The sequence below is a fragment of the Lentzea sp. NPDC060358 genome (assembly GCF_042725365.1).
GTDB lineage: Bacteria > Actinomycetota > Actinomycetes > Mycobacteriales > Pseudonocardiaceae > Lentzea.
On sequence record NZ_JBHXCW010000006.1, the window covers coordinates 1 to 25748 of the forward strand.

The following is a 25748-nucleotide window of genomic DNA, read 5'->3' on the forward strand; positions in this document are numbered from 1 at the left end:
CCGGGGGCCTTCGTCGTTCACCGCACTAGCGCTTGCGCCAGCGGAAGCCGAGCAACGCCCCGATCAGGGCACCGACGCCCAGCACCAGCGACGGCGGCGGACCGGACTTCACGGTCACCACGGGCTCGATGACGGCGGGCGCGGGCGGCTGGACGACCTCCGGCTCCACGTTCTCCCGCGCGGTCGCCGTCCAGGCCGTGATGAACAGGATGAACTGCGCCACCAGGTTCGCGAACACCAGCACACCGATCACGGACCCGAACGCGGCCGACGTGGGCGACTTGGTCGTGAAGGACAGGAAGATCGTGGCGGTCTGCTTCAGGATCTCGAACCCGATCGCGCCGGCGAGCGCGCCGCGCAGCGCACTGCGCCACCCCACGGGCTTGCGCGGCAGCCGCGAGAGCACCCACAGGAACACGAGCCAGTTCGCCACCAGCGACAGCAGGATCGAGCCGATGCGCAGCAGGACGCGCGCCCAGCCCTGGTCGGCGAGCCCCATCCACTCCAGGATCTGCTCGGCGAGGCCGGACCCGACCGCCGTGATGCCGAACGAGATCACGATCGCGAGCCCCAGGCCGAGCAGCGACAGCAGGTCGCGCCCCAGCGTGCCGAGGAAGGGCAGCTCCCCCTTCGCCTGACCCCACTGGGCGGTGAGGGCGTCGCGCAGGTTGCTCATCCAGCCGAGACCGGAGTAGGCGGCGCCGAGCAGACCGATGATGCCGACGGTGCCCTTGGAGTCCAGGGCGGTGTTCACGGCCTCGTTGATCTGCTTGCGCAGGTTCTCGTCCGGGACGGCCTCGGCGATGCTCTCCCGCAGCGACGCCAGCAGGTCCGGCTGCGACTGGAGCACGAAACCGGCGACGGCGAAGCCGATCATCAGGATCGGCACCAGGGAGAGCACGCTGAAGTACGTCACCGCGGCGGCGTGCTGAGCGCCGTACCGCTGGTCGTACCGCTCGTACGCACGCATGACGTGGTCGAGCCACGCGTACTTCCGCCGCCACTTGTCCACGATCAAGACGCTAGTGCAAGTGCACTACTCCGGCAGAACAAAGCCGATCTTGTCGTACGTGCGGCGCAGCGTGCCCGACGCGACCTCACGCGCGCGCTCGGCGCCGGCGGCCAGGATCTTGTCCAGCGACGCCACGTCGTCGAGGTAGGTCTTCACGCGCTCCTGCACCGGCGTGACCCACTCGGTGAAGACCTCGCCGAGGTCCTTCTTCAGGTCGCCGTAGCCCTTGCCGTCGTAGTCGGCGACCAGCGACTCGACCGTGCGGCCCGTCAGCGCCGAGTAGATCGTCAGCAGGTTCGACACACCCGGCTTGGCCTCGACGTCGAAGACGATCTCGCGGCCCGTGTCGGTGACGGCGGACCGGATCTTCTTGGCCGAGCGCTTCGGGTCCTCCAGCAGCTCCACGACACCGCCGGGCACCGACTTGCTCATCTTCGCCGTCGGTTCCTGCAGGTCGAAGATCTTCGCCGTGTCCTTGACGATGTACGCCTCCGGCAGGCGGAACGTCTTGCCGTAGCGCGAGTTGAACCTGGTCGCGAGGTCGCGGGTCAGCTCGAGGTGCTGGCGCTGGTCCTCGCCGACCGGCACGTAGTGCGCCTGGTACAGCAGGATGTCCGCGGCCTGCAGGATCGGGTAGGTGAACAGGCCCACGCCGACGGACTGCTCCTGACGCGCGGACTTGTCTTTGAACTGGGTCATCCGCGACGCCTCGCCGAAGCCGGTCATGCACTGCATGACCCAGCCGAGCTGGGCGTGCTCCGGGACGTGCGACTGGACGAACAGCGTCGCGCGGTCGGGGTCGATGCCCAGCGCGAGCAGCTGGGCGGCCGAGACGCGGGTGTTCTGCCGCAGGGTCTTCGGGTTCTGCTCCACGGTGATCGCGTGCAGGTCGACGACGCAGTAGAACGCGTCGTGCGCCTCCTGCAGCGCCACCCACTGCCGCACCGCACCCAGGTAGTTGCCGAGGTGGAACGACCCGGCCGTCGGCTGGATGCCGGACAGGACGCGGGGGCGCTTGGCCGGCGCGGTGGTGCTCGCCGGGGTGCCTTCTGCGGGCGCGTTCTCCGTGGACACGGACGAATCTTCTCAGACCGCGTGGATCAGTTCTGCGCGGTGTCCTGCTGACCGAGGTCGATCCGCTGGTTCGCGGCCGTCACCGGAGCCGGCTTGCGCCGCTTGACCAGGCCGAACACCAGACCGCCGACGCCGGCGGTCACCGCGATCAGACCCACGGGACCCGCCGCGGTACCGGTCATGCTGCTCTCGACCGCAGCGCTCAGTACCAGACTCATGCCGTGCACTTGCCGAGCCTCCCCATGGCACAGGCCCACCCCGGAAGGGTGAACCTTGCTGACTGATTGGCCGCCAAGCTACCGATGGCCGGTAGCGTCGATGCGCCGAATCAGACTATCGGTCACCGATCATCGGTTCGCACTCGCCCATATGTCGTAGTCCGCTGACGGGCGTTACGCCCTGCCAGCGATGCCAGGGTCTCGAGCTCACGCACAGTGCGCGCCGACCCGTGCTCGGACCCGGCCATGCGGCTGATGGTCTCCTCCATCAGCGTGCCGCCGATGTCGTTCGCGCCGCCGTTGAGGATCTCCGCCGTGCCCTCGTCGCCGAGCTTGACCCACGAGCACTGGATGTTGGCGATCCGGCCGTGCAGCGCCAGCCGCGCGAACGCGTGCACGGCGCGGTTGTCGCGGCGGGTGGGGCCGGGCCGGGCGACCCCGGCGAGGTAGATGGGGGCGTTGCGGTGCACGAACGGCAGCGCGACGAACTCGGTGAGCCCGCCGGTGCGGTCCTGCAGCCGCGCGAGCACGCGGAGGTGCGTGAGCCAGTGACCGGGGTGGTCGACGTGGCCGTACATCATCGTGCTGGACGAGCGGATGCCCAGCTCGTGGGCCGTTCCGACGACGTCGAGCCAGGTCGCGGTCGGCAGCTTGCCCTTGGTGAGCACCCACCGCACGTCGTCGTCGAGGATCTCGGCCGCGGTGCCGGGGATCGTGTCGAGGCCGGCCTCCTTGAGCTCGGTCAGCCACTCGCGCACGCTCACGCCGGCCTTCGCCGCGGCGGAGACGATCTCCATCGGGCTGAACGCGTGGACGTGCATGCCGGGCAGGCGCTTCTTGATCGCGCGCACGACGTCGGCGTAGTAGGTCACCGGCAGCTTCGGGTCGATGCCGCCCTGCATGCAGACCTCGGTGGCGCCGTCGTCCCACGCCTCCTGCGCGCGGTCGGCGACCTCCTCCGCGGACAGCCGGAACGCGTCCGCGTCGCGTTCCCGTTGCGCGAAGGCGCAGAACCGGCAGCCGACGTAGCAGACGTTGGAGAAGTTGATGTTCCGGTTGACGACGTAGGTGACGTCGTCGCCGACCACCTCGCGCCTCAGGTCGTCCGCGAGCCTGGTCATCTCCTCGAGCGCGTCGCCGTCGGCGGTCAGCAGCGCCATGGCGGCGTCGGTGTCGCCGAGCAGCGCCGCCGGGTCGTTCGCGGCGATCTTCAGTCCACGTTGGACGTCCTCGGAAAGCCGTTGCGGCGCAACGGGAATCTTCAGCTCGGCCCAGTCGCCGTAGACCTCGTCGAAGTCGCCGCGCCGGTCGCTCGTGCGGCCCTCGGTGTCGATCGCGGTGTTGAGGTCCGCGCGGCCGTAGGTGTCGAGGCCGCCGTCGGGTTCCTGCCACTCGCGGCCGGCGACCACCGCGTCGGGGTTCGCGAGCCCGTTCTCCAGCGACAGCGCGGAAATGTGGGCGGTGAGTCGCGTGTCGATCCACTGCCCCGCCGCCGCGCGGACGTAGCGCGGGTAGACGTTCAGCCTCTCCTGCAACGAGAATCCGGCTTCGCGTGTGATGTCCGCGAGCGTGTCGACCTGCGGCCACGGCTTCTCGGGGTTCACGTGGTCGGGCGTGACCGGCGAGACGCCGCCCCAGTCGTCGACGCCCGCGCGCAGCATCAGGCCGAACTCCTCGCCGACCAGGTTCGGCGGCGCCTGCACGCTCACGGTCGACGGCATCACCAGGCGGGCCACGGCGATCGTCGCCGCGAGCTCGGTCAGGTCGGCGTCGGGCATGCCGCGCATCGCCGTGTCCGGCTTGGCGCGGAAGTTCTGGATGATGACTTCCTGGATGTGCCCGTACTGCTTGGCGACCTGCCTCATCGCGAGCAGCGACTCGGCGCGCTCGGTCAGGTTCTCGCCGATGCCGATCAGGACGCCCGTGGTGAACGGGACGTTGACGCGCCCGGCGTCGGTCAGCACCCGCAGCCGGACCGCGGGGTCCTTGTCCGGGCTGCCGTAGTGGGGCCCGCCCGGCTCGCTCCACAGCCGCTCGGCCGTGGTCTCGAGCATCATGCCCATGCTGGACGCCACGGGCCGCAGCCGCGTCAGCTCCTCCCAGCTCAGCACGCCGGGGTTGAGGTGGGGCAACAACCCCGTCTCCTCCAGCACCGCGATGGCGCTGGCCCGCACGTAGTCCAGAGTGGACTCGAACCCGCGCGCCTCCAGCCACTCCCGCGCGGCGGGCCAGCGGTCCTCCGGCCGGTCGCCGAGCGTGAAGAGCGCTTCCTTGCAGCCCTGTGCCGCCCCGGCGCGGGCGATCGCCAGCACCTCGTCGCGTTCGAGGAACGCGGCGGGCAGCCGGTGCGGCACGGTCGCGAACGTGCAGTAGTGGCACCGGTCCCGGCACAGCCGGGTCAGCGGGATGAACACCGACCGGCTGTACGTGACCACCCCGGGCCGCCCCTCGGCGAGCAGGTGCGCGTCCCGCACCCGCCCCGCCGCGCCCAGCAGCGCGTCGAGGTCCTCCCCGCGCGCGTGCAGCAGCACGGCGGCCTCGGTCGCGTCCAGCACGGCCCCGTCGGCGGCCCGGCGCAACGCACGCCGCATCGCCGCAGCGCTCGGCCGGGGCTGCGGTGGGTTCAGAGAGATGTCCACTGCCACGTCAACGACCTTAGGCCGCCGAAATTCCTGATCAGGTGCGACCGGCTGTGGGACATCCCACTTCAGCGCACGGCGACCAGCAGTTCGGTGTTGCGGTCGAGCGGCGTGCCCAGCGGCTCGGCCCGTGAGTGGATGTCGTTGTAGGTGAACTCCCGGCAGAGGCTCGCGAGCCCCTGCTCGGTCCGGTCGCCGAAGTCGACCTGGTAGGGCGCGTCGGCCTCGAGCAGGGTCGTGAACAGCGACAACGTGCCGTCGGCGTTGTCCGCCACCTCGATGACGCGGGCGTGCTGCGGGTAGTCGACGTGCGCGGCGGTGTTGATCTCCCAGAAACTCCTGGACGGCGTGTCGTGCCGGTGCGCGGTGATGACGTTGCGGTGCGTGTGCCCGTTGACCCACGCCAGCACGTTGGGGAACCGGTGCAGGAGGTTGACCAGCGCGTCACCGTTCATCCGCGGGTCGAGCGGACGCCGCCGGTCCGGCAGCACGTTGCCCATCGTCTTGGACGTGTGGTGGCTGAACAGCACGAACAACTCGTCGGTGACGTTCTGCCGTTGCGGCAGCCCGAGCCAGTCGTAGTAGAGGGAGCTGTTGCGGCGGAGGGTCCTCTCGATCCAGTTGAGCTGGTGCAGCCCGATAGACCCCTCGGAGAACCCGGCGAGGTTCGTGGTGTCCATGCTGATGCCCGTGACGCCGGGCGCCATCCGGAACGTGTAGAAGACGTCCACTCCATCAGCGTTGGCGTCCGTGTACCCGTGCCCGCCCGTAGGCAGGTGCTTGCGCACGAACTCACCCGTGGTGAACAACCGACGCCGGTCATCGGGCGTGACGGTCCGGACCGCGCCACCGTTGGCGAGGATGCTCATCGCCTCCGGGATGGCCGCGGGGTCGTTGAAGGCTTTCGCGAGCTTCGCGTTCTGCACGGGGTCACCGAAGCCGACGATCTTCTTCCGCCCGGTGTACCAGCCGTCGAGCAGCCCGTCCGGCAGCGCGCCGACGACGCTGTCGTCGTGGTTGCCGATCGTGGCGTACCAGGGGATGTCGAGGCCGGGGCTGGTGAACTGCCTGACGGCCGCGTCGAGCAGCCCCTCGAGCTGAGGGAACCCCTTGGCCTTGTAGTCGTCCATGCCCGCGAGGTCCGGCTGCCAGTACGTGCTGATGCCGGCGTTCTGCACGCCTTCGTACCGGCTGTCGCCGGTGTTGGGCGTGATGGTGCCGCCGTTGAGGACGGTGAGGAACCAGTCGAGCTCGACGTGCTCGTGGTTGTCGGTGTTGTCACCGGTGGTCATGAGGAAGTCGAAGGGCCTGCCGGTGAGCGGCCCCCGCTTGACGGCGTTGACGCGCTTGACCAGTGACGTGCTGCCCTGCGCGGTGAGGGTTTCCTGCGGCCGGTGCGCGCTCGAACCGAGGTACGGGTGCAGGTACTCGAACCGGAGCGGACTTTGCGCGTCGCAGATGTGCATGTCGCTGAACTGCACGAAACTGGCCAACGCCTGCCGCCGCGCCTCCCGGTTCGGCTTGGCGCCGACGAGGTCGGTGCGCACCACCGTCGGCCATCCCGGTCCGGCCTGCAACCTGCGGTAGGTCCCGCTGCCGACCGGCGTGGCGGTGGTGTCGAGCGTGGTGCCCGCCGTCGACGCAATCGCTTGCGCGTCGAGCAGCGGCACGCCTGCGGCGCCCACGCCCATGGCCAGGAGGAAGTTGCGCCTGGTGAAGCCCGTCATGTGTGCGCTCCCGATTCATCGATGGTGAATCGTGTTCATGTTCGGGGAGCCGGCGGGTGAAATCGAGTGGTCGGCGGGGTGGCGGGAGCGATAAAGGCTGCCTGGACTGGGTCAGTCGGAGTAGACCACCGTGACCGGTGCGTGGTCCGACCACCGCTCCGCGTACGTCGCAGCCCGCTCCACCACGGCGGAGACAGCCCGCCCGGCCAGCCCCTCGGTGGCGACCTGGTAGTCGATGCGCCACCCGGAGTCGTTGTCGAAGGCCTTCCCCCGGTAGGACCACCACGAGTAGGGCCCGACCACATCGGGGTGCAGGTCACGAACAACGTCGTGGTACCCGGAAGAGAACACCGAGGTCATCCACTCCCGCTCGTGGGGCAGGAACCCGGCTTCCTTCTGGTTCGTCTTCCAGTTCTTCAGATCCGCCTGCTGGTGCGCGATGTTCCAGTCCCCGCACACGACGACCTCGCGCCCGGACACGGCGGCCTTCTCCCGCAACGAGACCAGGTACGGCAGGAAGGAGGCCATGAACCGGTCCTTCTCGTCCTGCCGGGGAGTGCCGACGTCGCCGGACGGCAGGTAGAGCGACGCCACCACGACACCGGGCAGCTCGATCTCCACGTACCGGCCGCTCGCCTCGAACTCGGCCGCACCGAACCCCACACGCACCGACGAAGGCTCAACGCGCGAGAGCACGCCCACGCCCGCACGGCCCTTCACGGAAGAAGGCGCGTACACGCCGTGCCAGCCGTCCGGCGAGTGGAGATCCGCGGCCAGTTCGGCCGGCTCCGCACGGACCTCCTGCAGGCACACCACATCCGCGGAAGACGAAGCGAGCCACGACATGTAGCCCTTCTTCGCGGCGGCGCGCAGGCCGTTGACGTTGACCGTGGAGATCGTCAGCACGACGCGGGAGCCTACTTGGAGGCCAGGCCCCAGGGCTTCGGGTACTCGGCGCCGCAGCCGCCGCAGTGCGCGGTCAGGTCCAGGTAGCCGACCAGGGTGGCCATCTCGTCGCGGGGCAGCGCGAGCTGGCGCTGGCCGTCGATCTCCGTGTAGAGGCCCTGCCACTCGGGCTCGCAGGTGCACGGCACCAGATTCCTGCCCCGGCCCCACCGGAAGACGTTCCGCAACATGCCCGCGAGTCTACTTGCAGGTCGAGTCGCTGGTCAGCGCCGTGAACTGCTGGCTCACCCAGCGGCGGTCGCTCAGCATGCGGTAGCCGTTCTCCACGCGCGACGACGCCGCGGTCACGGCGTCGCGGGGCATCGTCGAGACGATCGGCTGCAGGTCGCCGGGGCCCGAGCGGACGTTCAGGACGTCCGCGGTCACCGTGATCCGGCAGATCTCCTCGGCCTTGGCGCTGTCCACCGGTTTGCCGCCGTTCACCGCGTACATCACCCCCGCGACGCCCAGCACACCGATCACGATCAGTCCCCTGACCGGAACTCCGAACATGACGCCTCCCCGAACCGCGAACTGCTCTTCAGCAGCAGATATAGCGGCAAACCAACCGAGGGGACGGCCGGGAAGCGGCAACCACCCGCAAGAGGAACCGACCGGGTGACGCGCCACGAGAAAAGGCCACCCCGGTGTGACCGGAGTGGCCTTTCTCAGCAGCAGGACGTCAGAACGACGCCATCTTCTTCTTGAGGTTCTCGTCGAGCGCGGCGAGGAAGTCCTCGGTGGTCAGCCACGCCTGGTCCTTGCTGATCAGCAGGGCCAGGTCCTTGGTCATCTGACCGGCCTCGACGGTCTCGATCACGACCTCCTCGAGCGCCTCGGCGAAGCGGACCACCTCGGGGGTGCCGTCCAGCTTGCCGCGGTGCATGAGGCCACGGGTCCACGCGTAGATCGACGCGATGGGGTTCGTGGAGGTCGGCTTGCCGGCCTGGTGCTGGCGGAAGTGGCGCGTCACGGTGCCGTGCGCGGCCTCGGCCTCGACCGTCTTGCCGTCCGGCGTCATCAGGACCGACGTCATGAGGCCCAGCGAGCCGAAGCCCTGCGCGACCGTGTCGGACTGGACGTCACCGTCGTAGTTCTTGCACGCCCAGACGTAGCCGCCCTCCCACTTCATCGCGGCGGCGACCATGTCGTCGATCAGGCGGTGCTCGTAGGTGAGGCCCTTGGCGTCGAACTCCGCCTTGAACTCCTCGTCGAACACGCGCTGGAAGATGTCCTTGAACTGGCCGTCGTAGGCCTTCAGGATCGTGTTCTTCGTCGACATGTAGACGGGGTAGCCCCGCTGCAGGCCGTAGGAGAACGAGGCGCGGGCGAAGTCCTCGATGGACTTGTTGTAGTTGTACATGCCCATCGCCACACCGCCCTCCGCCGGGAACTCGGTGACGACGTGCTCGATCGGGTCCGAGCCGTCCTCCGGCTGGAACGTGATCGTGAGCTTGCCGGCGCCGGGCACCTTGAAGTTGGTGGCCTTGTACTGGTCACCGTGCGCGTGACGGCCGATGATGATCGGCTTCGTCCAGCCGGGGACGAGCCGCGGGACGTTCGAGATGATGATCGGCTCGCGGAAGACGACACCGCCGAGGATGTTGCGGATCGTGCCGTTCGGCGAGACCCACATCTTCTTGAGGCCGAACTCCTCGACCCGCGCCTCGTCCGGCGTGATCGTGGCGCACTTGACGCCGACGCCGTGCTTCTTGATGGCGTTCGCGGCGTCGATCGTGACCTGGTCGTCCGTGGCGTCCCGGTGCTCGATGCCCAGGTCGTAGTACTCCAGAGTGACGTCCAGGTACGGGTGGATCAGCTTGTCCTTGATGAACTGCCAGATGATCCGGGTCATCTCGTCGCCGTCGAGCTCGACGACGGTGCCCTGAACCTTGATCTTGCCCATAACTCCGGGCGCTCCTCTCGCGACGATGCAAGCAAGACAAGCGTACTGGTAAACCGGCCACCCGCGCCTGCGACCCCGGTTACACCGGTTCGGGGTTGCGGTCGGTCGACCGGCTCACGTGCTCCCACTTGTCGATTTCCGCATTCCGTGCCTGGTCTGCCAGACGCACCATATCCACCGCGTCGCTGCCCAGCAGAAGACTGAGCGGCGGTGCGTCCATGGCCACCACGTCCAGCAGGACGCGCGCGGCCTTGACCGGGTCGCCGGGCATGTTGCCGTGCGCACCGCGCACCATGCCGAGCAGCACCCCGACAGTCGGAACGTAGTCCTCGCCCGGCTCGGTCACCACCAGGGACGGGCCGGTCCAGTCCGTCTGGAAGCCGCCGAGCTCGGCGATCGTCGCCCTCACGCCGAACGGCGCGCACTCCGCGGCCAGCGACTCGGTGAAGCCGCGGAGCGCGAACTTCGCCATCACGTACGGCGCGAGCCCGCCGCCGAGCGCCGTGTGGCCCGCGGTGGAGCCGATCGTCAGGAAGTGGCCGGACCGCTGCTCGCGCAGCACCGGCAGCGCGGCCTTAGTGACGTTGACGACGCCCATGAGGTTGATCTCCAGCTGGTCGCGGAAGTCGGCCTCCGAGCACTCCTCGATCGAGGTCACGCGGCCCGCGCCCGCGTTGTTCACGACGACGTCGAGCCGCCCGAACTCGCGCACGGCGGTCGCGACGGCCGCCCTGGCGTGTTCGGGATCGCGCACGTCGAGTGCAACAGATCTGGCCCGGTCGCCGTGTTGAGAGACGAGGTCGTCGAGATCGCGGGGGTTGCGGGCGGTGGCGACGAGCCGGTGGCCCGCGGCGAGCACCTCTTCCGCGATCTTGCGGCCGAGGCCGCGGGAACTGCCGGTGACGAGCCACACCTGCGACATGACTGACTCCATCCGTCGGAAATGAGTTGTCCGTCGAGATGGAGTTGCTGCCGTGATGCTTGATACCGAACGACTACTGTTCTCACCTATCGGGTGATCTCCAGAAGGGGAGTAAGTGTCCACTGGGCCAACACATGCGATGAGCGGGCTGCTCGCCTGGAGCGCCGTCACCGCCCTCGCGTCGAGTCATCCGATCGGCCAGCTCACGCCGCAGAGCTGGGCCGTGGGCGCCGTCCTCGCCACGGGCGCGGCGCTGCTGCCGGACCTCGACCACCCCGGCTCGACCATCTCGCGCACGTTCGGGTCGATCAGCGGCGGGCTCTCGGCCGGCATCAACGCGCTGAGCAGCCTCGTCTACCGGACCACCCGCCTGAAGAAGGACTCCAAGCGCGACGGCGGGCACCGCGGTCTCACGCACACGCTCGTCTTCGCGATGTTCTCGGCCGTGTTCACCACCGCGGTCGTGCAGAACAGCCAGAAGTGGGCGCTGCCCGTGCTGATGTTCGTGTTCGCCGGCCTCGCGGTGCGCGGCATCATGAACGACTGGTGCCCCAAGCAGGACGCGTTGCTGATCACCCTGGTCTCCGCGGGGATCACCTGGGCGATGATCGCGTGGACGGCGCAGACCAACGCCTCCGCCGCGGCGTGCGGGATCGCGGTCGGCGTCGGCTGCTTCGCGCACTACGTCGGCGACGCGATCACCGAGCAGGGCTGCCCGATCCTGTGGCCGATCCCGATCATGGGCAAGACCTGGTACCCGGTGGCGCCGCCGAAGATCATGCGGATGAAGACCGGCGGCGTGGTCGAGATGGCGATCGTCGGGCCGATCATCACGATCCTGTCGGTGTGGCTGGGAACCGTCGCGCTGCAGGCCACCGGTGCTCTGCCGTTCCTGGACTGGCTGAACCTGATGCCGATCTGAACCGTTCCACTTCCAGCCATTCAGCGGCTACCTGAGCCTCACCCGATCGGTCTAGCCTCCACGCACCCGGTCTCGCCACGTGGAGGACGACGTTGCCAACGCCACAGGCCGAGGTCGAGCGATCCCATGAGCCGCGCTGGCACCATGCGGGGTTCGAACCGCAGCGGACACACCCTCGTCCGCGCAAGTGGAGGTCAGGTGACCAGCACCTACGTCGGCATCGACGCCGGCCACGAAAACCGCTGGGAAGCGGAGAAGATCGCGCTGGAGCTGCACGACACGGTGCTGACCACGGCCCGGACGGTCGCCGTGCACGAGGTCGACGGCCACCACGCGATGTCCTTCATGGTCCCCGTCGCCCCGTCCGACGCGGTGGTGACCTCGCTCGTCGAACAGGGCTTCGGGGTCTCCGTGCGCGGTGCGTCCTCGGGACGCCTGGTGGGCCCGGAGGCGCTCCGCGTGGGCGCCTCCACTGCTGCCGAGGCACATCAGTACCGGCGCGAGGGGCGCGCTCTGCGGTTCCAGGGCCAACGGTCGTTGCGCGGCCGTCACGGCGTCTCGGACATCATCGCGTTCACGGCGATCGAGGCCGTTCTGCCCCGTGGCACGCACACGGTCGACACGCGCGGCAACCTGACGCCCCGCTTCCAGGACGGCAAGCTGGTGCTGGTCGTCGACTAGGTTCGTCGACGTGCGTGACATCGCTGTCTTCAGTGGTTCTGCCCATCCCTCCCTCGCCGCCGAGATCTGTGGTCACCTCGGCGTCGACCTCTCCCCCAGCCGCCTCACCCGCTTCGCCAACGACTGCCTCGAGGTGCAGCTGCAGGCGAACTGCCGGGAGCGGGACGTGTTCCTCATCCAGCCGCTGGTGCCGCCGGTGCAGGAACACCTCGTCGAGCTGCTGCTGATGCTCGACGCCGCGCGCGGCGCCTCGGCCGCGCGCACGACCGTCGTCCTGCCGCACTACGCGTACGCGAGGTCGGACAAGAAGGACGCGCCGCGGATCTCCATCGGCGGCAGGCTGGTCGCCGACCTGATGGTGTCCGCCGGCGCGTCGCGGGTGCTCGCGATGACGTTGCACTCCCCGCAGGTGCACGGGTTCTTCTCGGTGCCCGTCGACCACCTGCACGCGCTGCGCGAGCTGGCCGCGCACTTCTCGCAGCACGACCTGTCGAACACCGTCGTGGTGTCGCCGGACCTGGGCAACGCCAAGGAGGCGGCGCACTTCGCGCGCATCCTCGGGCTGCCCGTCGCGGCCGGCGCCAAGCAGCGCTTCGCCGACGACAAGGTGCAGATCTCGACCGTGATCGGCGACGTGGCCGGGCGGGACGTGATCGTGCTCGACGACGAGATCGCCAAGGGGTCGACGGTGATCGAGCTGCTGGACAAGCTGCGGGAGCGCGGCGCCGGGTCGATCAGGGTGGCCTGCACGCACGGCCTGTTCTCGTCCGGCGCCCTGGACCGGTTGCAGGCGTTCGACGACGTGCTGGAGATCGTCGCGACGAACACCGTGCCGATCCCGGCGGACAAGGCCGTGCCGAAGCTGACGGTGCTCTCGATCGCCCCCGCGATGGCGGAGGCGATGCGGCGCATCAACGTCGGCGAGTCGGTGTCGACCCTGTTCGAGGCCCCCTGAGCAGCTACTTGAGGTGCGCGAGTGCCTTGATCAGCCGGTCCCCGACATCGGCCGGTCCCGGCATCTTGCGCACCACGGCGCGCTGGTGGGCGAGGCCGTGCAGTCCCAGCCACAACGCCACGGCGTCGCCGTAGAGGTCGTCGCTGTCGTGCGCGATCCCCGCCTCGATGCACCCGCTCAGCAGCTCGACGAGCAGCGTGAACGCCTCCACGCCCAGTGAGTCGAGGTCGGCGTCGGTGATCGAGGTGTCCTCGACCGACGGCGTCCACAGGCCGCCGAACATGATCCGGTAGCGCTGCGGGTGCGCCTGCGCGAAGTCCAGGTAGGCGTGGCACACCGCGAAGAGCCGCGTGCGGGGATCGGTTCCCGCGGCCTCGTCGGCCTCGCGCAGCGCCGCCGACAGCCCGTCCAGCTCCTGCTGCACCACGGCCAGCATGATCGACGGCTGGTCGGCGAAGTGGGCGTAGATCGACGGCGCCGCGATGCCCGCCTTGCGCGCGACCGAGCGCAGCGTGACCGCGCGTTCGTCGCCGCCCTCGTCCAGCAGCGCGAGAGCCGCGGCGATGATCTCCTCCCGCAGCTTCCCGCCCTCGCCCCTGCGGTTGCGCCTGCGCGGTTCCGTGTTCGTCACGGCCGTAACCATACACCTGAAAGTTTATGGGTGTTAGGGCTTGCGCTCGTTGCCTTACGGCCGTTAGCTTATGTTCGTAAGCACAACGAGCCACGAGGAGCCAGACATGAACGCCACCACCGCCACCATCCGCGCCACCGAGGTCGTCCTGCCGGGCGTCGTCGAGCCCGAGGGCCTGCAGGTGCAGGTCAGGGAGCTGCCCGCGCCGGGCGAGGGCCAGGTCGTCCTGCGCATGGAGGCCACCGGGGTCTGCTTCGCCGAGCAGCAGATGCGCCTGGGCAAGTACTACGACCAGCCGGCGTTCCCGTTCGTGCCCGGCTACGACCTGGTCGGCACCGTCGTCGCCGTCGGGGAGGGTGTGGACCCGGCGCTGCGGCACCACCGGTTCGCCGCCGTCACCAAGGTCGGCGCGTGGGCCAGCCACCTCGTCCTCGAGGCCGCCGACCTGGTGCCCGTGCCGGACGACGTCGAGTCCGACGCCGCCGAGACGGTCGTGGTCAACGGCGTCACGGCGTGGCAGATGATGTACCGCACCGCGAAGGTCAAGCGCGGCGACACGATCGTGGTGCTGGGCGCGAACGGCGGCGTCGGCTCGACGCTCGTGCAGCTCGCCCGCCACGCCGGGATCAAGGTCATCGGCACGGCCTCGCCGCGCCACCACGACGCGGTGCGCGAGCTCGGCGCCACCCCGGTCGACTACCGCGACCCCGCCATGTACGCCAAGATCCGCGAGCTGGCGCCCGAGGGCGTGGACGCCGTGTTCGACCACGTCGGCGGCGCGGGCCTGCAGGAGTCGTGGAAGCTGCTGCGCCGCGGCGGCACGCTGGTCAACTACGGCTCGGCCGCGACGAAGGACGAGCCCGGCAACGCGATGCTGCCGGTGCTGAAGCTGTACGGGCGCCTGCTGCTGTGGAACTTCCTGCCCAACGGCAAGGGCGCGGGCTTCTACAACTTCTGGGCGGGCAAGCGCTTCCGCACCGCCACGTTCCGCGCCCGGCTGCGCGACGACCTCACCCAGGTGCTCCGCCTGGTCGGCTCCGGCGTGCTGAAGGCGCAGGTCGCCGCCCGCATCCCGCTGTCGGAAGCCGCCTCCGCGCTGACGCTCGCCGAGTCGCGCACGGTCCTCGGCAAGGTCGTCATCGTCCCGGAGCCGTGAGCGGTCCGGGCTGCCGCTCGGCCATCGTGGCGGCGGCGACGGCCCTGGTCGACTCCGACCTCGCCGTGACGCTGCGTGCCGTGTCCCGCGCGGCAGGTCTGCCCACCTCGTCGATCTACCAGCACTTCCCGGGCCCGGCGGCGATCCTGCTGGCCGTGTGCCACGAGGCGTTCCAGGAGCTCGAGGCCCTCGTGCTCGCCGCACCCGACGTCCGCTCGGCGGGCCTCGCCTACCTGGACTTCGCCGTCGCCCACCCCCGCCGCTACCGCGTGATGTTCGGTGCGGCCGATCTCTCCGGACCGGCGCTGGGGCTCTTCACCAGGGTCCTCACCGACTCGGTCCGCCCGGAGCCCGCGGCGGACGCCCTGACGCTGTGGCTGGGCCTGCACGGCCTGGCCGACCAGCGCGCGGCGATCCGCCGCTCACTCCAGTACCCCGCACTCGCACCACGCCTGATCACCTCGCTCATCTGACTCCCCGGAGGTCCCTGCCGTGAACGCCACCGCCATCCGCACCACGATCGCCGTCCCCGCCACCGAGGTCGACAACCGCGCCGCGTACCTGGGCTTCGCGTTCGCCTACGTCTTCGGCCACGGCTCCTCCCTGCTCTCGAGGTCCGGCGCGGTCCTGATGCCGGGCTGGCTGCCGGTCGCGCTGCTCGGCACCGGCCTCGCCGCCGGCACGGTCTTCGCCACGCTGTCGTCGCTGCGCGCCCAGCGCGGCGCACCCGAGGCGCGCCGCCGGGCCGAACGGCTCGTCGGCACCGCCTGGATCACCGGGTTCGCCGCGCTGGCGCTGGCGATCACGGGCCTGAGCACGGTGTTCGAGCATCCGGAGCTGCCGACCGTGCTGTGGCCCGCGGGGTCGAGCATCGTGGTGGGCCTGATCTACATCGCCGAAGGCGCGGTCCGCCGCAACGCCCTGCACTACAACCTCGGCACGTGGCTCGCGCTGGTCGCGTCGGCGTCGCTGTTCGTGCCCGCGCCGGGGCTCTTCGGGGTGCTGGCCGTGCTCGGCGGCAGCGCCTACCTGCTGGCCGCGTTCCTGGAGCGCCGCCGCCTGGCTGCACTGGCTTCCTGACGCACTACAACCGCACTCGCACCGTGACACGACCCTTGTCGTCACGGTGCGATGTCGCATGTCCGGTCCGTTGCGCGCCATCGAGTTCGAGCGTCAGAGGGCCACCCTCACCGCTGAAGTTGCGCCACCAGCTCTTGGAGTCCGGCATCGCCACCCTGATGTCGATGAAGTCGCCTTTGCGTTGGTAGCCAACGGGTGTGGAGAACGTACGACCCGACTTGCGCCCTGTGTAGGACACGACGGTGATCCCCTTGCGCACGAGCTTGCCGACGACCGGCGCGTCGCGCAGCCCGACGACCAGCTTGTTGAACCGGTGGACGAACGGAGCCTTGAAGTCCATGTCCCCGAACGTAACCTCGTAAGTGGAGAACCCCGTCCACTTGGCGTGAAGTGAGAAGAAGTGACCGCTGAACCGTCTCAGATGCGCGCCGACGCGCGCGAGAACCGCGCACGAGTGCTGGCCGTCGCACGAGACCTGTTCGCAGAACGCGGGCTCGACGTACCGATGGCGGCGATCGCACGCCGTGCGCGCGTAGGTGTCGCCACGCTTTACCGCCGCTTCCCCACCAAGGAAGCACTGGTGGCGGAGGCCTTCACCGAGCAGTTCGCGCTGTGCCAGGCCGCCATCGAGGAGGCGCTCGCGGACCCCGACGCGTGGCGCGGCTTCCGCACGGTGATCGAGAAGGTGTGCCTGCTCCAGGCGTGCGACCGCGGCTTCACCGCCGCGTTCGTCGCGACGTTCCCGGAGATGCGGTCCGAGGTCCGCGACCGCACGTGGCAGTGCTTCGGGGAACTGGTGCAGCGGGCCAAGGACAGCGGTGAGCTGCGCGCCGACTTCTCGCCGTACGACCTGACGCTGGTGCTCATGGCCAACAGCGGACTCGCCGGCGTGCCGGTGGAGGTGGCGACGGCCGCGTCGCAACGGCTCGTCGCCTACCTCCTGGAGTCGTTCCGGACCGGCGCGGACGCGCTGCCGCCACCCGTGCCGCTGAGCCTCGACCTCGTGCTGAACTAGCCGGGATGCGCGCCGACCGTGTCGCGGATCTGCGCGCCGAGGTCGGCCGAGGCGGTGCGCGCGCAGTGGGCGCAGCAGAAGAACCGGCCCTCCACCTCCACACCGTGCCCGATCACCCGGCAGTCGCAGTGCTCGCAGCGGGGCGCGAGCCGCTGGATCGCGCACTCGAAGCTGTCGAACGTGTGCACGCCACCGCCGACGGTGCGCACCTCGAAGGCCATCCAGTACTCGTTGCCACAGACGTCACAGGTCGCCATGCGCGGAAGACTGCGGCAGGCCGGCCGGGTCGGCAACTCGGCGCCCGAGTTGCGCGGCGGCACTCAGTCCACAAAGGACCAGCTTGAACCGGGCGCGCACCCCGTCCGCACGAGGGAGTGGGGGAAGGAGGAAACCCGGATGCTGAGCGGGACCGGCCGGATTCGAACCGGCGTTCTCCCCCCGTTCCGGAGGGCGCGTCGACCACTGCGCTACAGGCCCCATCGCCACCGCGCCACCCACACTAGTCCGCGAATGGCGGGCCGTATGCCCTGCGAAAGTGTTGGACCCAATAAGGTTCGTGCATCAACCTCGGACTGGACGGTGTCGTGCCAGGGATCGACTACTACGAGTTGCTCGGTGTCAGCCGGGGCGCCAGCGCCGCGGAGATCAAGTCGGCCTACCGCTCTCTCGCCAAGGTCATGCACCCCGACGCGGGTGGCACGTCCGGCGGCTTCCGCCTGCTCCAGGAGGCCTACGAGACGCTGAAGGACCCGGTCCGCCGAGCCGACTACGACCGCCCGGCACCCACCGCGGTCCGCCCGCCGGCAAGGCCTCGACCTCGCAGAACAGGCCACACGGGCCGCCTGCGCGACTTCGGCGACGACCCGAACTACACGGCACCGCGCCCCAGGGTCGACCTGGGTTCGATGGACTGGTGGAACCGCATCGACCTGGGCGCCCGAGTGCGCTACGTCCCCGCCACGGGCCTGGGCCACGCCCCCGCGGCCGCCGCGATCGGCGGGTGGTTCGTCCTGTTGCTCCCGTTGGCCATGCCCCTGTCCCCGCTCCTGCTGGCCGTCTGGCTCCCCCTGGTGGCGGGCGCCGGTTACGGAGCGTTCCGACTGGTCCGCCGCTACACCGCCCTCGCGAGAGCCGAACGGGCGTTCGCCGGCGAGTACGACGGGAACACAATCTTCGGCCGTCCGGGTGAAAACAGACGCGAAAGGCTGACCGCCGGCCTCCTCACCGAGTACCTCACGCAGCTACCGGGAGTGCGCATCTTCCACGGCCTCGCCTGGCCGGGCTCGGTCTTCACCGACGTGGACCACGCCCTCCTGTGCGGCCGCCGCCTGGTCCTGATCGAGTCGAAGTCGTGGCTCCCGGGCCACTACTACTGCGACGAGGACGGCGAACTCTGGCGCAACGGCCACCCGTTCCGGGGCGGCGGCACCCAACTGCTCGACGGCATCGACCGCTTCGCGGAACTGCTCCCGTGGCTGGAGATCCGCGGCGCCCTGATCATCTACCCGTCCCGCTCCGGCGAGGTCACGTGCGACGACGACCTCGACTTCGACGTGCCGCCGATGACGCCGGAGCAGTTCGTGCGGGAGATCGGCGAGTGGCTGGCGGACGACCCGTCGACGGTGGACCGCGAGGCGCTGCGCGTGCTCGTGCGCCAGGTGGTGTCGGAGGTCCGGGTGGCCGGCGCATAGCACTACACGGTCCGGCCACAACGATGATCACCAAAGATCAAATTTGCTGGATCCCTCGTTGATCCACAGCCAGACTGGTCGTCCCTGCATCAGCGCAGCGAGCAGCAGTAACCAATTCGCTCGACGAACAATTCGTCGAGCGATCTCGCCACGCAGAGCAAGAACGTCAGATACGCGCGCACTTCAGGCACCGTCGGCTTCTCGGTCAGATCTCCATGAGCGATCCTGTTCCTCTTCTCAACGATCTCCTTCAGCTTCGCACTCAGATTGACTCGCGTCGCCTCCGGCGAGTTGTCGTCCAAGCGCTTTCGCACCGCGACCTCCACACGCTGCAGCGCGTCCTCGACACCGATCAACCCGAGGACATGCTCCAGCGATTCCGCTTTGGCGTTCGTGAACTGCCTGGCCAACACCCTGGAAGAAAGCAGCGAAGGATTCACCGCACGGTCGTCGTCCCACAAGACGGAGTACACGTTGAACAGCTTGCGAGTCTTGTGAATCCGCTGCGTTCCGTCATCCAGGCGAAGGATCTCCTGAATTCGATCCCTGGTGAACAACTCCAGCAACGAGTCCGGGATACGGCGCGAAGGAGGCTTGGCACCGTTGACCTCGTCCAGGAACTCCGCAAGAGCCGCCTTGACATAACCCTCGAAGTGCGCAACCAGCATCAGTAGACCGGCTCTACACAAAGCGTTTTTCAAGTCACGGCGATTCCGCCGTTCACCAGGTGACGGCAGAGCGTTCTCAGGCGCTTCATCTGCACGCAGCAGGAGTTCGACCTCCTGCACACTCTCGATGAAGTCACCGATGGCTTCAGTACCGACGGCAGCACGCATCCCCATCACTTCAACTTGATCTGAGGAAGATCGCATTTGATCCCGATCTTCATAAGACCTTCCGCAAAAGCGTGCGTCCGCAGCCTCATACGAGAGCGGTCAGCCGTGGCGCGCCCGATCGCCGTGCTGAACTCCTCATCCTGCAGCAAACCTTCTCGCAGCTCGCGGACAGCGGGCCCGTTCTTCATCACCTTTGCGCGATCCGCGAAAGCCAGCGGCAACATGATGGCATCGAACAGCGCCTTGTTGAAAGCACCCAATGAGCCGCCCCCCTTCGAACGGAGCCGGAAAGCTTCCTTTCCGAAGACATGCGCCACCGTTCTGCAGGTGTCTTCGAACACCTCTGCCGCAGCCACGTCAGGCACTTCCTTGCGATGCACCCGCATGTAGGTGTTCAACAACTGCCTCAACGGAGGTCGATAGGCCGCAAAGTCCTCATACAGAGCAAAGAATCGCAGAGCCAGTTCTTCATAGTCCATGCGATGGTTGCGAAGACCACCGAGGATTCCATAGAAAAATTCCCTGCCAGAAAGCTCCTTGAGATACTTGTTCAGCTCCCCGCGGTAGATGCAGTTCCGAAGCTCTTGGTGAACAAGTCTGGCCGATCCGGTGTTGAGCCGCTCGAACACGTCGAACTTGATGTCCGGATGCGAGTCCTCGGTGATGACAATGCACCTGACTGTGCGGTTCTGAAGCCGCCGCTGATCCCTGGTGGACATCTCTGCGAACGTCAAATTCTCGAGTTCACGCAGGATGGAGACACCGCGCAGCGGGAACTGATTTTCCAAGAAATCCCGGATCGTCGTGATTCGCTGCAATCCATCGATCACCTCGTAGGTGCCGTCCTCGTTCTCCGCGAAATAGCACACCGGAACAGGGATGTTCAACAGAAAACTTTCAATGAGACGACTCGCTTTGGCCCTGTCCCAGACGTACTTCCGCTGGTACTCGATGTTGAGCATCAGTCGTTTGCGTTCGATGTCATCGACCAACGTGGCAAGCGACAGATCGTACGGCTGAGTGACCAGGCGCCTCTCCTCCTGAGTAATCACAAGAGGCTCCGACTGCTCTTCCGTGACATCCTCGACTTCGTCGTCCGGATCCACATCGAACATGTCCACCTGCGACATGTCCCCTCCCCACAATCGCAGTCAACTGGAGCCGGAATTTAGCGGAGCCCCCGTCTCGGCTGCCACAACTTCACCCAGATGGCCGCAGAAACACGAATCGCAAGAGTTCACCTTCAAGGAATGCACATCGCGCCACGTCGACTGGTTGTTACTGCTGAGCAGCCGAGACCAGGCAGTCGTGGGATCATTGCCGCCATGACCCGCACGGTGTGCCTAGCGCAGAACCCGGACGCCGACGCCCTCCTGGCGGAAGACCGGTTCGCGCTCCTCCTGGGAATGTTGCTGGACCAGCACACTGTCTGATGTATGACTAGCGTATGGATCCATCCGACCGCGTCCAACGCGCGCACTGGGGCAACTTCGAAGGCCTGAACCTGGCCGGTCTCGTCCGCCTGTCGTTCGAGCTGAACCACGACGACCCGCAGGCGAACGTGCGCAGCTTCCCGTTGTCCGGCAAGGACATCAAGGGCCGCGAGGAGCAGGAGAAGGACTGCCGCACGTACGTCGAGTCCCGCAAGGGCCAGTACGTCCACACGTACATCGAGCCGGACACCTCCGCCTGGAAGCGCAAGCGCGTGCAGCTCCCGGACGGCTCATACACCTACCGCGTCGTGCGCCCGATCTTCGAGGGCGCGTTGAACGACCTGAAGCGCGGCATCACGCCGGACGGTGAGCGGCTGGACGGCCTGGTGGTCTACGACATCGACCGGCTCACCCGTGACAACCGGCACCTCGAAGACGCCATCGAGGTCGTGGAGCACTTCCGACGTCCGATCATGGACATAACGGGCACGCTCGACCTGCTGACGGACAACGGCCGGACCGTGGCGCGCATCGTCGTTGCTACCAACAACAAGCAGTCCGCCGACACCGCCCGTCGTGTGCGCCGCAAGCACCGGGCGTTGGAACTGGCCGGCATCCCGACCGGAGGCCGACGCCCGTTCGGGTGGAACGAGGACAAGCGGACGCTGAACCTGGCCGAGGCCGAGCTGATCCGCGAGTCCGCACAACGGATCCTCCGCGGAGCTCCCATGTCGGCCATCGTCAACGACTGGAACGACCGGGGCGTCACCACACCGCTGGGCAACGCGTGGACGAACCAGACGGTCAAGACGGTCTTCCGTAACCCGCGTGTCTGCGGGTTCCGATCGCGGAACGTGCGCGAGATCAACCAGCAGACCGGCAAGGAGTCGTTCCGCGTCGAGATCGTTCGCGACGACGCCGGAGAACCCGTCATCGGCCAGTTCGAGCCGATCCTGACTGTCGACGAGTGGGACGCGGTCACAGCCGTGATCGGCAACCACGCGATCGCCGGACGCGGCAAGAACACCCGCACGTACCTGCTCACCGGCACGCTTCGCTGCGGCAAGGACGACTGTGGCGGCAAGCTCCGTGCGTTGAAGGCTCACGCGTCGAGAGTCAAGGACCCCAATCGCTTCTATTACACCTGCGAGGCCAGGAACAAGGGCGGCTGCGGCGGAGGCGTCAGCATCCCCGGCCAGGAAACCGACGCGTGGGTGACGGCCGCCGTGATCCGCAAGTATGAGCTGGAAGCCGAGCGCCGCGAAGCTCAGAGCACGCCGGAGCCGTGGGCACAGGAAGCCGAGCTTGCCGAGGTTCGCGAGGACTTGCGAGAGCTGAGCGCGGCCCGCAAGGAGCGGCAGATCTCAGCTAACCGCTACTTCGCCATGCTGCCCGAGCTTGAACAGCAGGAGCGCGAGCTACTTGCCGACCGCGAACGCTGGCTAGCGAGGACGGCTACGGCGGGTACGAGCCTGGCGACGATTCGCGCCGACTGGCCCGACTACCCCTTGGCACAGAAGCGCGCATACATCGAAGAAGCGTTGGCAGCCATCCTGATCTCTCCAGCGAACGGACGCCGAGGATTCCACCCGGAGCGGATTGAACTCGTTTGGCGATCCTAAAGAGCTTAGTGAAGCTACCTAACCTTATTGGTCGAACCAATTCTTCTAGCGCCTCCAACCGCCGCTTCCATGCCTGCGAAAAATTGTCAGTGCCGCGATCTAGACTGACTGACAGGTACACGCAGGCAGCAACACCCCAGGAGCCAGAGTGGTCAAGAAGTTCAACGCGAGCGCGTTCCAGGCGCAGGTTCGCGCAGCGCAACGCAAGGCTGAACAAGACTTCAAGCGCGAGGTCAGCCGTGCAGAAAACAAGATCAAGCAAGCTGTCGCACAGGAAGCCCGGAGGATCGACCAGCAAAACCAGAGGGCGGTAGCCGACTACAACCGCAAGGTTGCATCACACAACCGCGCCGCCGAACAGCACAACAAGAAGGTGGTAGCCGACATCAACCGAAGCCTGCAGGCAAGGAGCACTCGGCCTACGGTGCGCTACACCGTCCATGAACGACAGCTTGTCGATCGAGTTCACGAAGCAGTCGCAGGACTGGACAACCGAGAATACGACGCATTTCTCAGCTACGCGCGGATTGATGGCGCCGAGGTAGCTACGGAACTCCGCGAAAACCTCGCAGAGTTCGGCGTATCCGTCTGGTTCGACGAAGTTGCAATCATCCCAGGCAAGAGCCTGGCACTCCAGATGGATCAAGGATTGCGGAGGGCCAAGTCAGGCATTGCTCTATTGACACCTGCTTACCTCACCGGCAGGTTCTGGACCCAGCGCGAGCTGGGCGCCTTGCTACACAAGAACACTCTCATCCCAGTACTGCACAACGTCACCTTTAAGGATGTTGCCGAATACAGCGGAATCCTGCCGGACCTTGCAGGTTTCACGACGGAAAACGATTCCGTCCGTGACATCGCAGTGAAAATTGCCTCGGCAATTTTGCCCGATGAGGACGTCGCCTGACAGACATCATAGACAAACGGTGCCCCTAGCTATGCTGTAGGCTCAGAATTGTGCTTCCTGGACCTGACAGCGCAGACACCCGTTGGACGATCCACGAAGAACGTCTCGTGGACGACACCCGCAAACTTCATGTGAGCATCGCGCACGTTGAACTGCCAGACGGTGTCCACTTTGAGCAGTGGGTGTTGCGCATGCCCAAGGCGGTCATGGCCTTGGTGCTCGACGATGCGCGCGAGAATGTGCTCATGATCTACAGGCACCGGTGGATCATGGACCGCTGGACCTGGGAGCTTCCCGGCGGCTACCTCGACCCAAACGAAGATCCCGCTGCCTGCGCGGAGCGCGAAGCGATCGAGGAGACCGGCTGGAAGCCCCGCAGCGTCCGCCTTCTGACAACGTTCCAGCCCCTCACTGGTACGGCCGACTTCGAGAACCTGATCTACGTCGCCGAAGGCGCGGAGGACACCGGCCAAGAGGCCGACATCAACGAGGCGGAGCGCGTGGCCTGGATCCCGCTGTCCTCGATCAAGGACATGATCGCAAAGGGCGAGATCATCGGAGCAGCCGCACAGGTTGGCCTACTGCACGTTCTGGCGTTCGGGTAGCCCGATGCCAACGGCAGCCATCTCCGCGTAAAGCGCCTGCACCGCAAGCTCAGCGCGGAACGGCTGGAGACGCCGGGCCACGTCCTCCAGGTACGCCACAGTCCGGACGGAGTGCATGTTCCCCGCCATGCGCAGAGCGCTCGTGCCCGCTGCGCAGGCTTCCTCAACGCGCCGCTGATCAGCCAGGATCGATGCAAGCAAGGCCGTGTTGAACAGCCGCCCTCGGTCGTACCCTTCGGTCATCTCTAGCGACCGCCGCGCGAACCGCTCCGCTTCCTCAGGCCGCCCAAGATCCCGGAAGCAGTGCGCGAACTTCGCCGCCATGTACGCGGCATCGAAGTACCGCAACCACTCGGGCACATCGGAACCTACCGACGAGAACGAAGTCTCCGCATCCCCAAGTGCCGCAAGGCATCCCTTGGCATCACGGCGCAGCGCGAGCCCGTGAGCTTCCATCACCGCGGACTCAGCCATAAGCGCGGAGATGCCGGTTCGGCCGGCATTGTCACGCGCAGCTCGCGCCAGGTCGACAGCCACGAGAGGCGACCGCACGAACGCCGCGTGATGGCTCATGCCAGCCAGCATCTCGGCGGCAAGCGCGTCGTCGCCGACGTCCTGGCAAAGCTGGAGGGCCTGCCGCAGGTGCTTGCGTCCAGCGCTGGCGTCGCCAACGTCGTACGCCATCCATCCAGCGAGCTGGTTGAGTTCCGCGACCGCTCCGAACAGCTCCCGCCGCACGCCGTCCTTGAACCGGCCAGCCCGCAGCAGCGGTACGGCTTCGCCCACGAGGTAGTGGCTAACCGTCGCGCGGGCATGCCCACCACCGAAGCGGTTGTCCAGCTGCCTGAACGTTCGGGTCATCGCCCGCAGAGTCTCAACATCAGCCGTGCCGACGATCCGCTCAACGATCTCCGGTGACGGAGCACTGAACCAGCCGAAGCCGGACTCATACGGCATGGCCAGAGCGAGCGGCACGTCGTCCTCAGCGAACCGGAACCACAACAGTTCCTCTGGAATCCGCAGAGCCCACGCCCACTGTTCAAGCTTACCCAGATCTTGGAGCGACTCGGCGGTGCGTTCCAGGCGGCTGATCTGCCCCTGCGTCAGCCCGAACCAGCGTCCGATCTTGGCCTGGGTGAGAGCCGGATCGTGTTCTTTCCGGTAAGCCTCGATCACGTGGCCGAAGTGCCTTGACCGCAGGGCAGCGCTGAGACGCGGACGGTCCCAGAACTCGGCTGGCTTCGCAGGCGCGCGAGAAGCCTGAACGTCGCGACGCACGCAGGGCGCACAGAAATGCGCGCGGTTGTCACTCGCCAACCGCGTCCCGCATCCCCGGCATTGCCGAGGCGTGCCCCGTCCGCTCATCACCATCCCTGACCTGCGACCAAGCCCGAGTGTAATCACACAAGCACGCGCTGACGTGCGGATATGAGCGGATTGGATATCTCAGTCTTTCGCGTGGTGGGTTCATCGCCGCAACTCGCCGATCGTCGTGTCAGGACGACTCGACAGGAGGCACGAGATGGGGTTCTACGTACTAGCTCGACCGGAGGAGGGAGCATTCTCAGCGCTGGTCGAGCACATGCCTGGTTCGCCGTCGCTCATCGCCGCAATTGGCGATTCGCAACTTGCTGTGCAGACGCCAGACGGGCCGGACGGTCCTAAGCTCGCTGCCCAGTTCGCGTGGGGTCTCGCAAAGGCGGCCACCGAGTTCGCAGCCAGGTGCGAGGAATTGCACCAGGAGGCCAGCAACGCGAAGCCCGAGACGTTT

General features: G+C 67.4%; 27 protein-coding genes and 1 tRNA gene. 11 read left to right on the forward strand and 17 right to left on the reverse strand.

Annotation, left to right across the window (positions count from 1 at the left end):
• Nucleotides 1-25: 25 nt before the first annotated feature.
• The 10 genes from yhjD to ACFWGZ_RS02390 form a co-directional block, all read right to left on the reverse strand.
• Nucleotides 26-1012, reverse strand: coding sequence for an inner membrane protein YhjD (gene yhjD, locus ACFWGZ_RS02345; RefSeq protein WP_382449643.1), 987 nt, complete (start codon nucleotides 1010-1012; stop codon nucleotides 26-28).
• A 24-nt stretch (nucleotides 1013-1036) separates the two neighbouring features.
• Nucleotides 1037-2086 carry a tryptophan--tRNA ligase gene (gene trpS, locus ACFWGZ_RS02350; protein WP_382449644.1) on the reverse strand — a complete coding sequence of 350 codons (1050 nt, stop codon included), beginning with the start codon at nucleotides 2084-2086 and terminating at the stop codon, nucleotides 1037-1039.
• 26 nt (nucleotides 2087-2112) lie between these two features.
• Complete coding sequence (locus ACFWGZ_RS02355; RefSeq protein WP_382449645.1) at nucleotides 2113-2304, reverse strand: hypothetical protein; 192 nt, start codon at nucleotides 2302-2304, stop codon at nucleotides 2113-2115.
• 122 nt (nucleotides 2305-2426) lie between these two features.
• The gene (locus ACFWGZ_RS02360; protein ID WP_382449646.1) at nucleotides 2427-4949 is read right to left on the reverse strand and encodes a bifunctional FO biosynthesis protein CofGH; all 2523 of its coding nucleotides are present in this window, start codon (nucleotides 4947-4949) and stop codon (nucleotides 2427-2429) included.
• Between the two features lie 62 nt (nucleotides 4950-5011).
• Nucleotides 5012-6670, reverse strand: a complete 1659-nt coding sequence (locus tag ACFWGZ_RS02365; protein WP_382449647.1) for a TIGR03767 family metallophosphoesterase — start codon at nucleotides 6668-6670, stop codon at nucleotides 5012-5014.
• A 111-nt stretch (nucleotides 6671-6781) separates the two neighbouring features.
• Nucleotides 6782-7576, reverse strand: a complete 795-nt coding sequence (locus ACFWGZ_RS02370; protein ID WP_382449648.1) for an exodeoxyribonuclease III — start codon at nucleotides 7574-7576, stop codon at nucleotides 6782-6784.
• 11 nt (nucleotides 7577-7587) lie between these two features.
• The gene (locus tag ACFWGZ_RS02375; RefSeq protein ID WP_382449649.1) at nucleotides 7588-7806 is read right to left on the reverse strand and encodes a hypothetical protein; all 219 of its coding nucleotides are present in this window, start codon (nucleotides 7804-7806) and stop codon (nucleotides 7588-7590) included.
• A gap of 10 nt (nucleotides 7807-7816) precedes the next feature.
• Complete coding sequence (locus ACFWGZ_RS02380) at nucleotides 7817-8128, reverse strand: SH3 domain-containing protein (RefSeq protein ID WP_382449650.1); 312 nt, start codon at nucleotides 8126-8128, stop codon at nucleotides 7817-7819.
• 169 nt (nucleotides 8129-8297) lie between these two features.
• Nucleotides 8298-9521, reverse strand: a complete 1224-nt coding sequence (locus tag ACFWGZ_RS02385) for an NADP-dependent isocitrate dehydrogenase (protein WP_330854022.1) — start codon at nucleotides 9519-9521, stop codon at nucleotides 8298-8300.
• Between the two features lie 79 nt (nucleotides 9522-9600).
• Entirely contained in the window at nucleotides 9601-10443 is an 843-nt protein-coding gene (locus ACFWGZ_RS02390; RefSeq protein WP_382449651.1) for an SDR family NAD(P)-dependent oxidoreductase, read from the reverse strand.
• A 115-nt stretch (nucleotides 10444-10558) separates the two neighbouring features.
• On the opposite strand from ACFWGZ_RS02390, the gene ACFWGZ_RS02395 reads away from it, so the two are divergent.
• The 3 genes from ACFWGZ_RS02395 (at nucleotide 10559) to ACFWGZ_RS02405 (ending at nucleotide 13001) form a co-directional block, all read left to right on the forward strand.
• On the forward strand, nucleotides 10559-11365 hold the full coding sequence (locus tag ACFWGZ_RS02395; protein WP_382449652.1) for a metal-dependent hydrolase: 807 nt from the start codon (nucleotides 10559-10561) through the stop codon (nucleotides 11363-11365).
• A gap of 198 nt (nucleotides 11366-11563) precedes the next feature.
• On the forward strand, nucleotides 11564-12046 hold the full coding sequence (locus ACFWGZ_RS02400) for a hypothetical protein (RefSeq protein ID WP_382449653.1): 483 nt from the start codon (nucleotides 11564-11566) through the stop codon (nucleotides 12044-12046).
• Between the two features lie 10 nt (nucleotides 12047-12056).
• Nucleotides 12057-13001 (forward strand): ribose-phosphate diphosphokinase, encoded by a 945-nt coding sequence (locus tag ACFWGZ_RS02405; protein ID WP_382449654.1) that lies wholly within the window; start codon nucleotides 12057-12059, stop codon nucleotides 12999-13001.
• Nucleotides 13002-13005: 4 nt separating this feature from the next.
• Here the strand turns inward: ACFWGZ_RS02405 and ACFWGZ_RS02410 are convergent, their stop codons facing one another.
• The gene (locus ACFWGZ_RS02410) at nucleotides 13006-13632 is read right to left on the reverse strand and encodes a TetR/AcrR family transcriptional regulator (protein ID WP_382449655.1); all 627 of its coding nucleotides are present in this window, start codon (nucleotides 13630-13632) and stop codon (nucleotides 13006-13008) included.
• Between the two features lie 106 nt (nucleotides 13633-13738).
• Between ACFWGZ_RS02410 and ACFWGZ_RS02415 the strand changes: the two genes are divergently transcribed.
• Genes ACFWGZ_RS02415 through ACFWGZ_RS02425 form a run of 3 tightly spaced genes read left to right on the forward strand, consistent with a single transcriptional unit; the run spans nucleotide 13739 to nucleotide 15868 of the window.
• Nucleotides 13739-14788: a medium chain dehydrogenase/reductase family protein gene (locus ACFWGZ_RS02415; protein ID WP_382449656.1), complete on the forward strand. Its 1050-nt coding sequence runs from the start codon at nucleotides 13739-13741 to the stop codon at nucleotides 14786-14788.
• Nucleotides 14785-15261, forward strand: coding sequence for a TetR/AcrR family transcriptional regulator (locus ACFWGZ_RS02420; RefSeq protein WP_382449657.1), 477 nt, complete (start codon nucleotides 14785-14787; stop codon nucleotides 15259-15261). The genes ACFWGZ_RS02415 and ACFWGZ_RS02420 overlap by 4 nt, the downstream gene beginning before the upstream one ends.
• Before the next feature lie 19 nt (nucleotides 15262-15280).
• A complete protein-coding gene (locus ACFWGZ_RS02425) occupies nucleotides 15281-15868 on the forward strand; it encodes an ABC transporter permease (protein WP_382449658.1) in 588 nt (195 codons plus the stop codon).
• A gap of 4 nt (nucleotides 15869-15872) precedes the next feature.
• Here ACFWGZ_RS02425 and ACFWGZ_RS02430 read toward each other — a convergent pair whose 3' ends face one another.
• Entirely contained in the window at nucleotides 15873-16208 is a 336-nt protein-coding gene (locus ACFWGZ_RS02430) for a hypothetical protein (protein WP_382449659.1), read from the reverse strand.
• 60 nt (nucleotides 16209-16268) lie between these two features.
• On the opposite strand from ACFWGZ_RS02430, the gene ACFWGZ_RS02435 reads away from it, so the two are divergent.
• The gene (locus ACFWGZ_RS02435) at nucleotides 16269-16883 is read left to right on the forward strand and encodes a TetR/AcrR family transcriptional regulator (protein ID WP_382449660.1); all 615 of its coding nucleotides are present in this window, start codon (nucleotides 16269-16271) and stop codon (nucleotides 16881-16883) included.
• Here the strand turns inward: ACFWGZ_RS02435 and ACFWGZ_RS02440 are convergent.
• Nucleotides 16880-17140 carry a Prokaryotic metallothionein gene (locus tag ACFWGZ_RS02440; RefSeq protein ID WP_382449661.1) on the reverse strand — a complete coding sequence of 87 codons (261 nt, stop codon included), beginning with the start codon at nucleotides 17138-17140 and terminating at the stop codon, nucleotides 16880-16882. The genes ACFWGZ_RS02435 and ACFWGZ_RS02440 overlap by 4 nt on opposite strands.
• 147 nt (nucleotides 17141-17287) lie before the next feature.
• Nucleotides 17288-17361 (reverse strand) — tRNA-OTHER (locus ACFWGZ_RS02445).
• A 106-nt stretch (nucleotides 17362-17467) separates the two neighbouring features.
• Here ACFWGZ_RS02445 and ACFWGZ_RS02450 point away from each other — a divergent pair.
• Nucleotides 17468-18574, forward strand: a complete 1107-nt coding sequence (locus ACFWGZ_RS02450) for a DnaJ domain-containing protein (protein WP_382449662.1) — start codon at nucleotides 17468-17470, stop codon at nucleotides 18572-18574.
• Between the two features lie 89 nt (nucleotides 18575-18663).
• Here the strand turns inward: ACFWGZ_RS02450 and ACFWGZ_RS02455 are convergent, their stop codons facing one another.
• On the reverse strand, nucleotides 18664-19410 hold the full coding sequence (locus ACFWGZ_RS02455) for an MAE_28990/MAE_18760 family HEPN-like nuclease (RefSeq protein ID WP_382449663.1): 747 nt from the start codon (nucleotides 19408-19410) through the stop codon (nucleotides 18664-18666).
• 5 nt (nucleotides 19411-19415) lie between these two features.
• Entirely contained in the window at nucleotides 19416-20540 is a 1125-nt protein-coding gene (locus ACFWGZ_RS02460) for a DUF262 domain-containing protein (RefSeq protein WP_382449664.1), read from the reverse strand.
• 317 nt (nucleotides 20541-20857) lie between these two features.
• Between ACFWGZ_RS02460 and ACFWGZ_RS02465 the strand changes: the two genes are divergently transcribed.
• The 3 genes from ACFWGZ_RS02465 to ACFWGZ_RS02475 all read left to right on the forward strand — a co-directional run bounded on the left by ACFWGZ_RS02465 (nucleotide 20858) and on the right by ACFWGZ_RS02475 (nucleotide 23977).
• The gene (locus ACFWGZ_RS02465; RefSeq protein ID WP_382449665.1) at nucleotides 20858-22465 is read left to right on the forward strand and encodes a recombinase family protein; all 1608 of its coding nucleotides are present in this window, start codon (nucleotides 20858-20860) and stop codon (nucleotides 22463-22465) included.
• 148 nt (nucleotides 22466-22613) lie between these two features.
• Complete coding sequence (locus ACFWGZ_RS02470) at nucleotides 22614-23372, forward strand: toll/interleukin-1 receptor domain-containing protein (RefSeq protein ID WP_382449666.1); 759 nt, start codon at nucleotides 22614-22616, stop codon at nucleotides 23370-23372.
• Nucleotides 23373-23479: 107 nt separating this feature from the next.
• Complete coding sequence (locus tag ACFWGZ_RS02475; protein ID WP_382449667.1) at nucleotides 23480-23977, forward strand: NUDIX hydrolase; 498 nt, start codon at nucleotides 23480-23482, stop codon at nucleotides 23975-23977.
• Here the strand turns inward: ACFWGZ_RS02475 and ACFWGZ_RS02480 are convergent.
• Complete coding sequence (locus tag ACFWGZ_RS02480) at nucleotides 23951-25153, reverse strand: XRE family transcriptional regulator (protein ID WP_382449668.1); 1203 nt, start codon at nucleotides 25151-25153, stop codon at nucleotides 23951-23953. The genes ACFWGZ_RS02475 and ACFWGZ_RS02480 overlap by 27 nt on opposite strands.
• Nucleotides 25154-25748 lie beyond the last annotated feature (595 nt).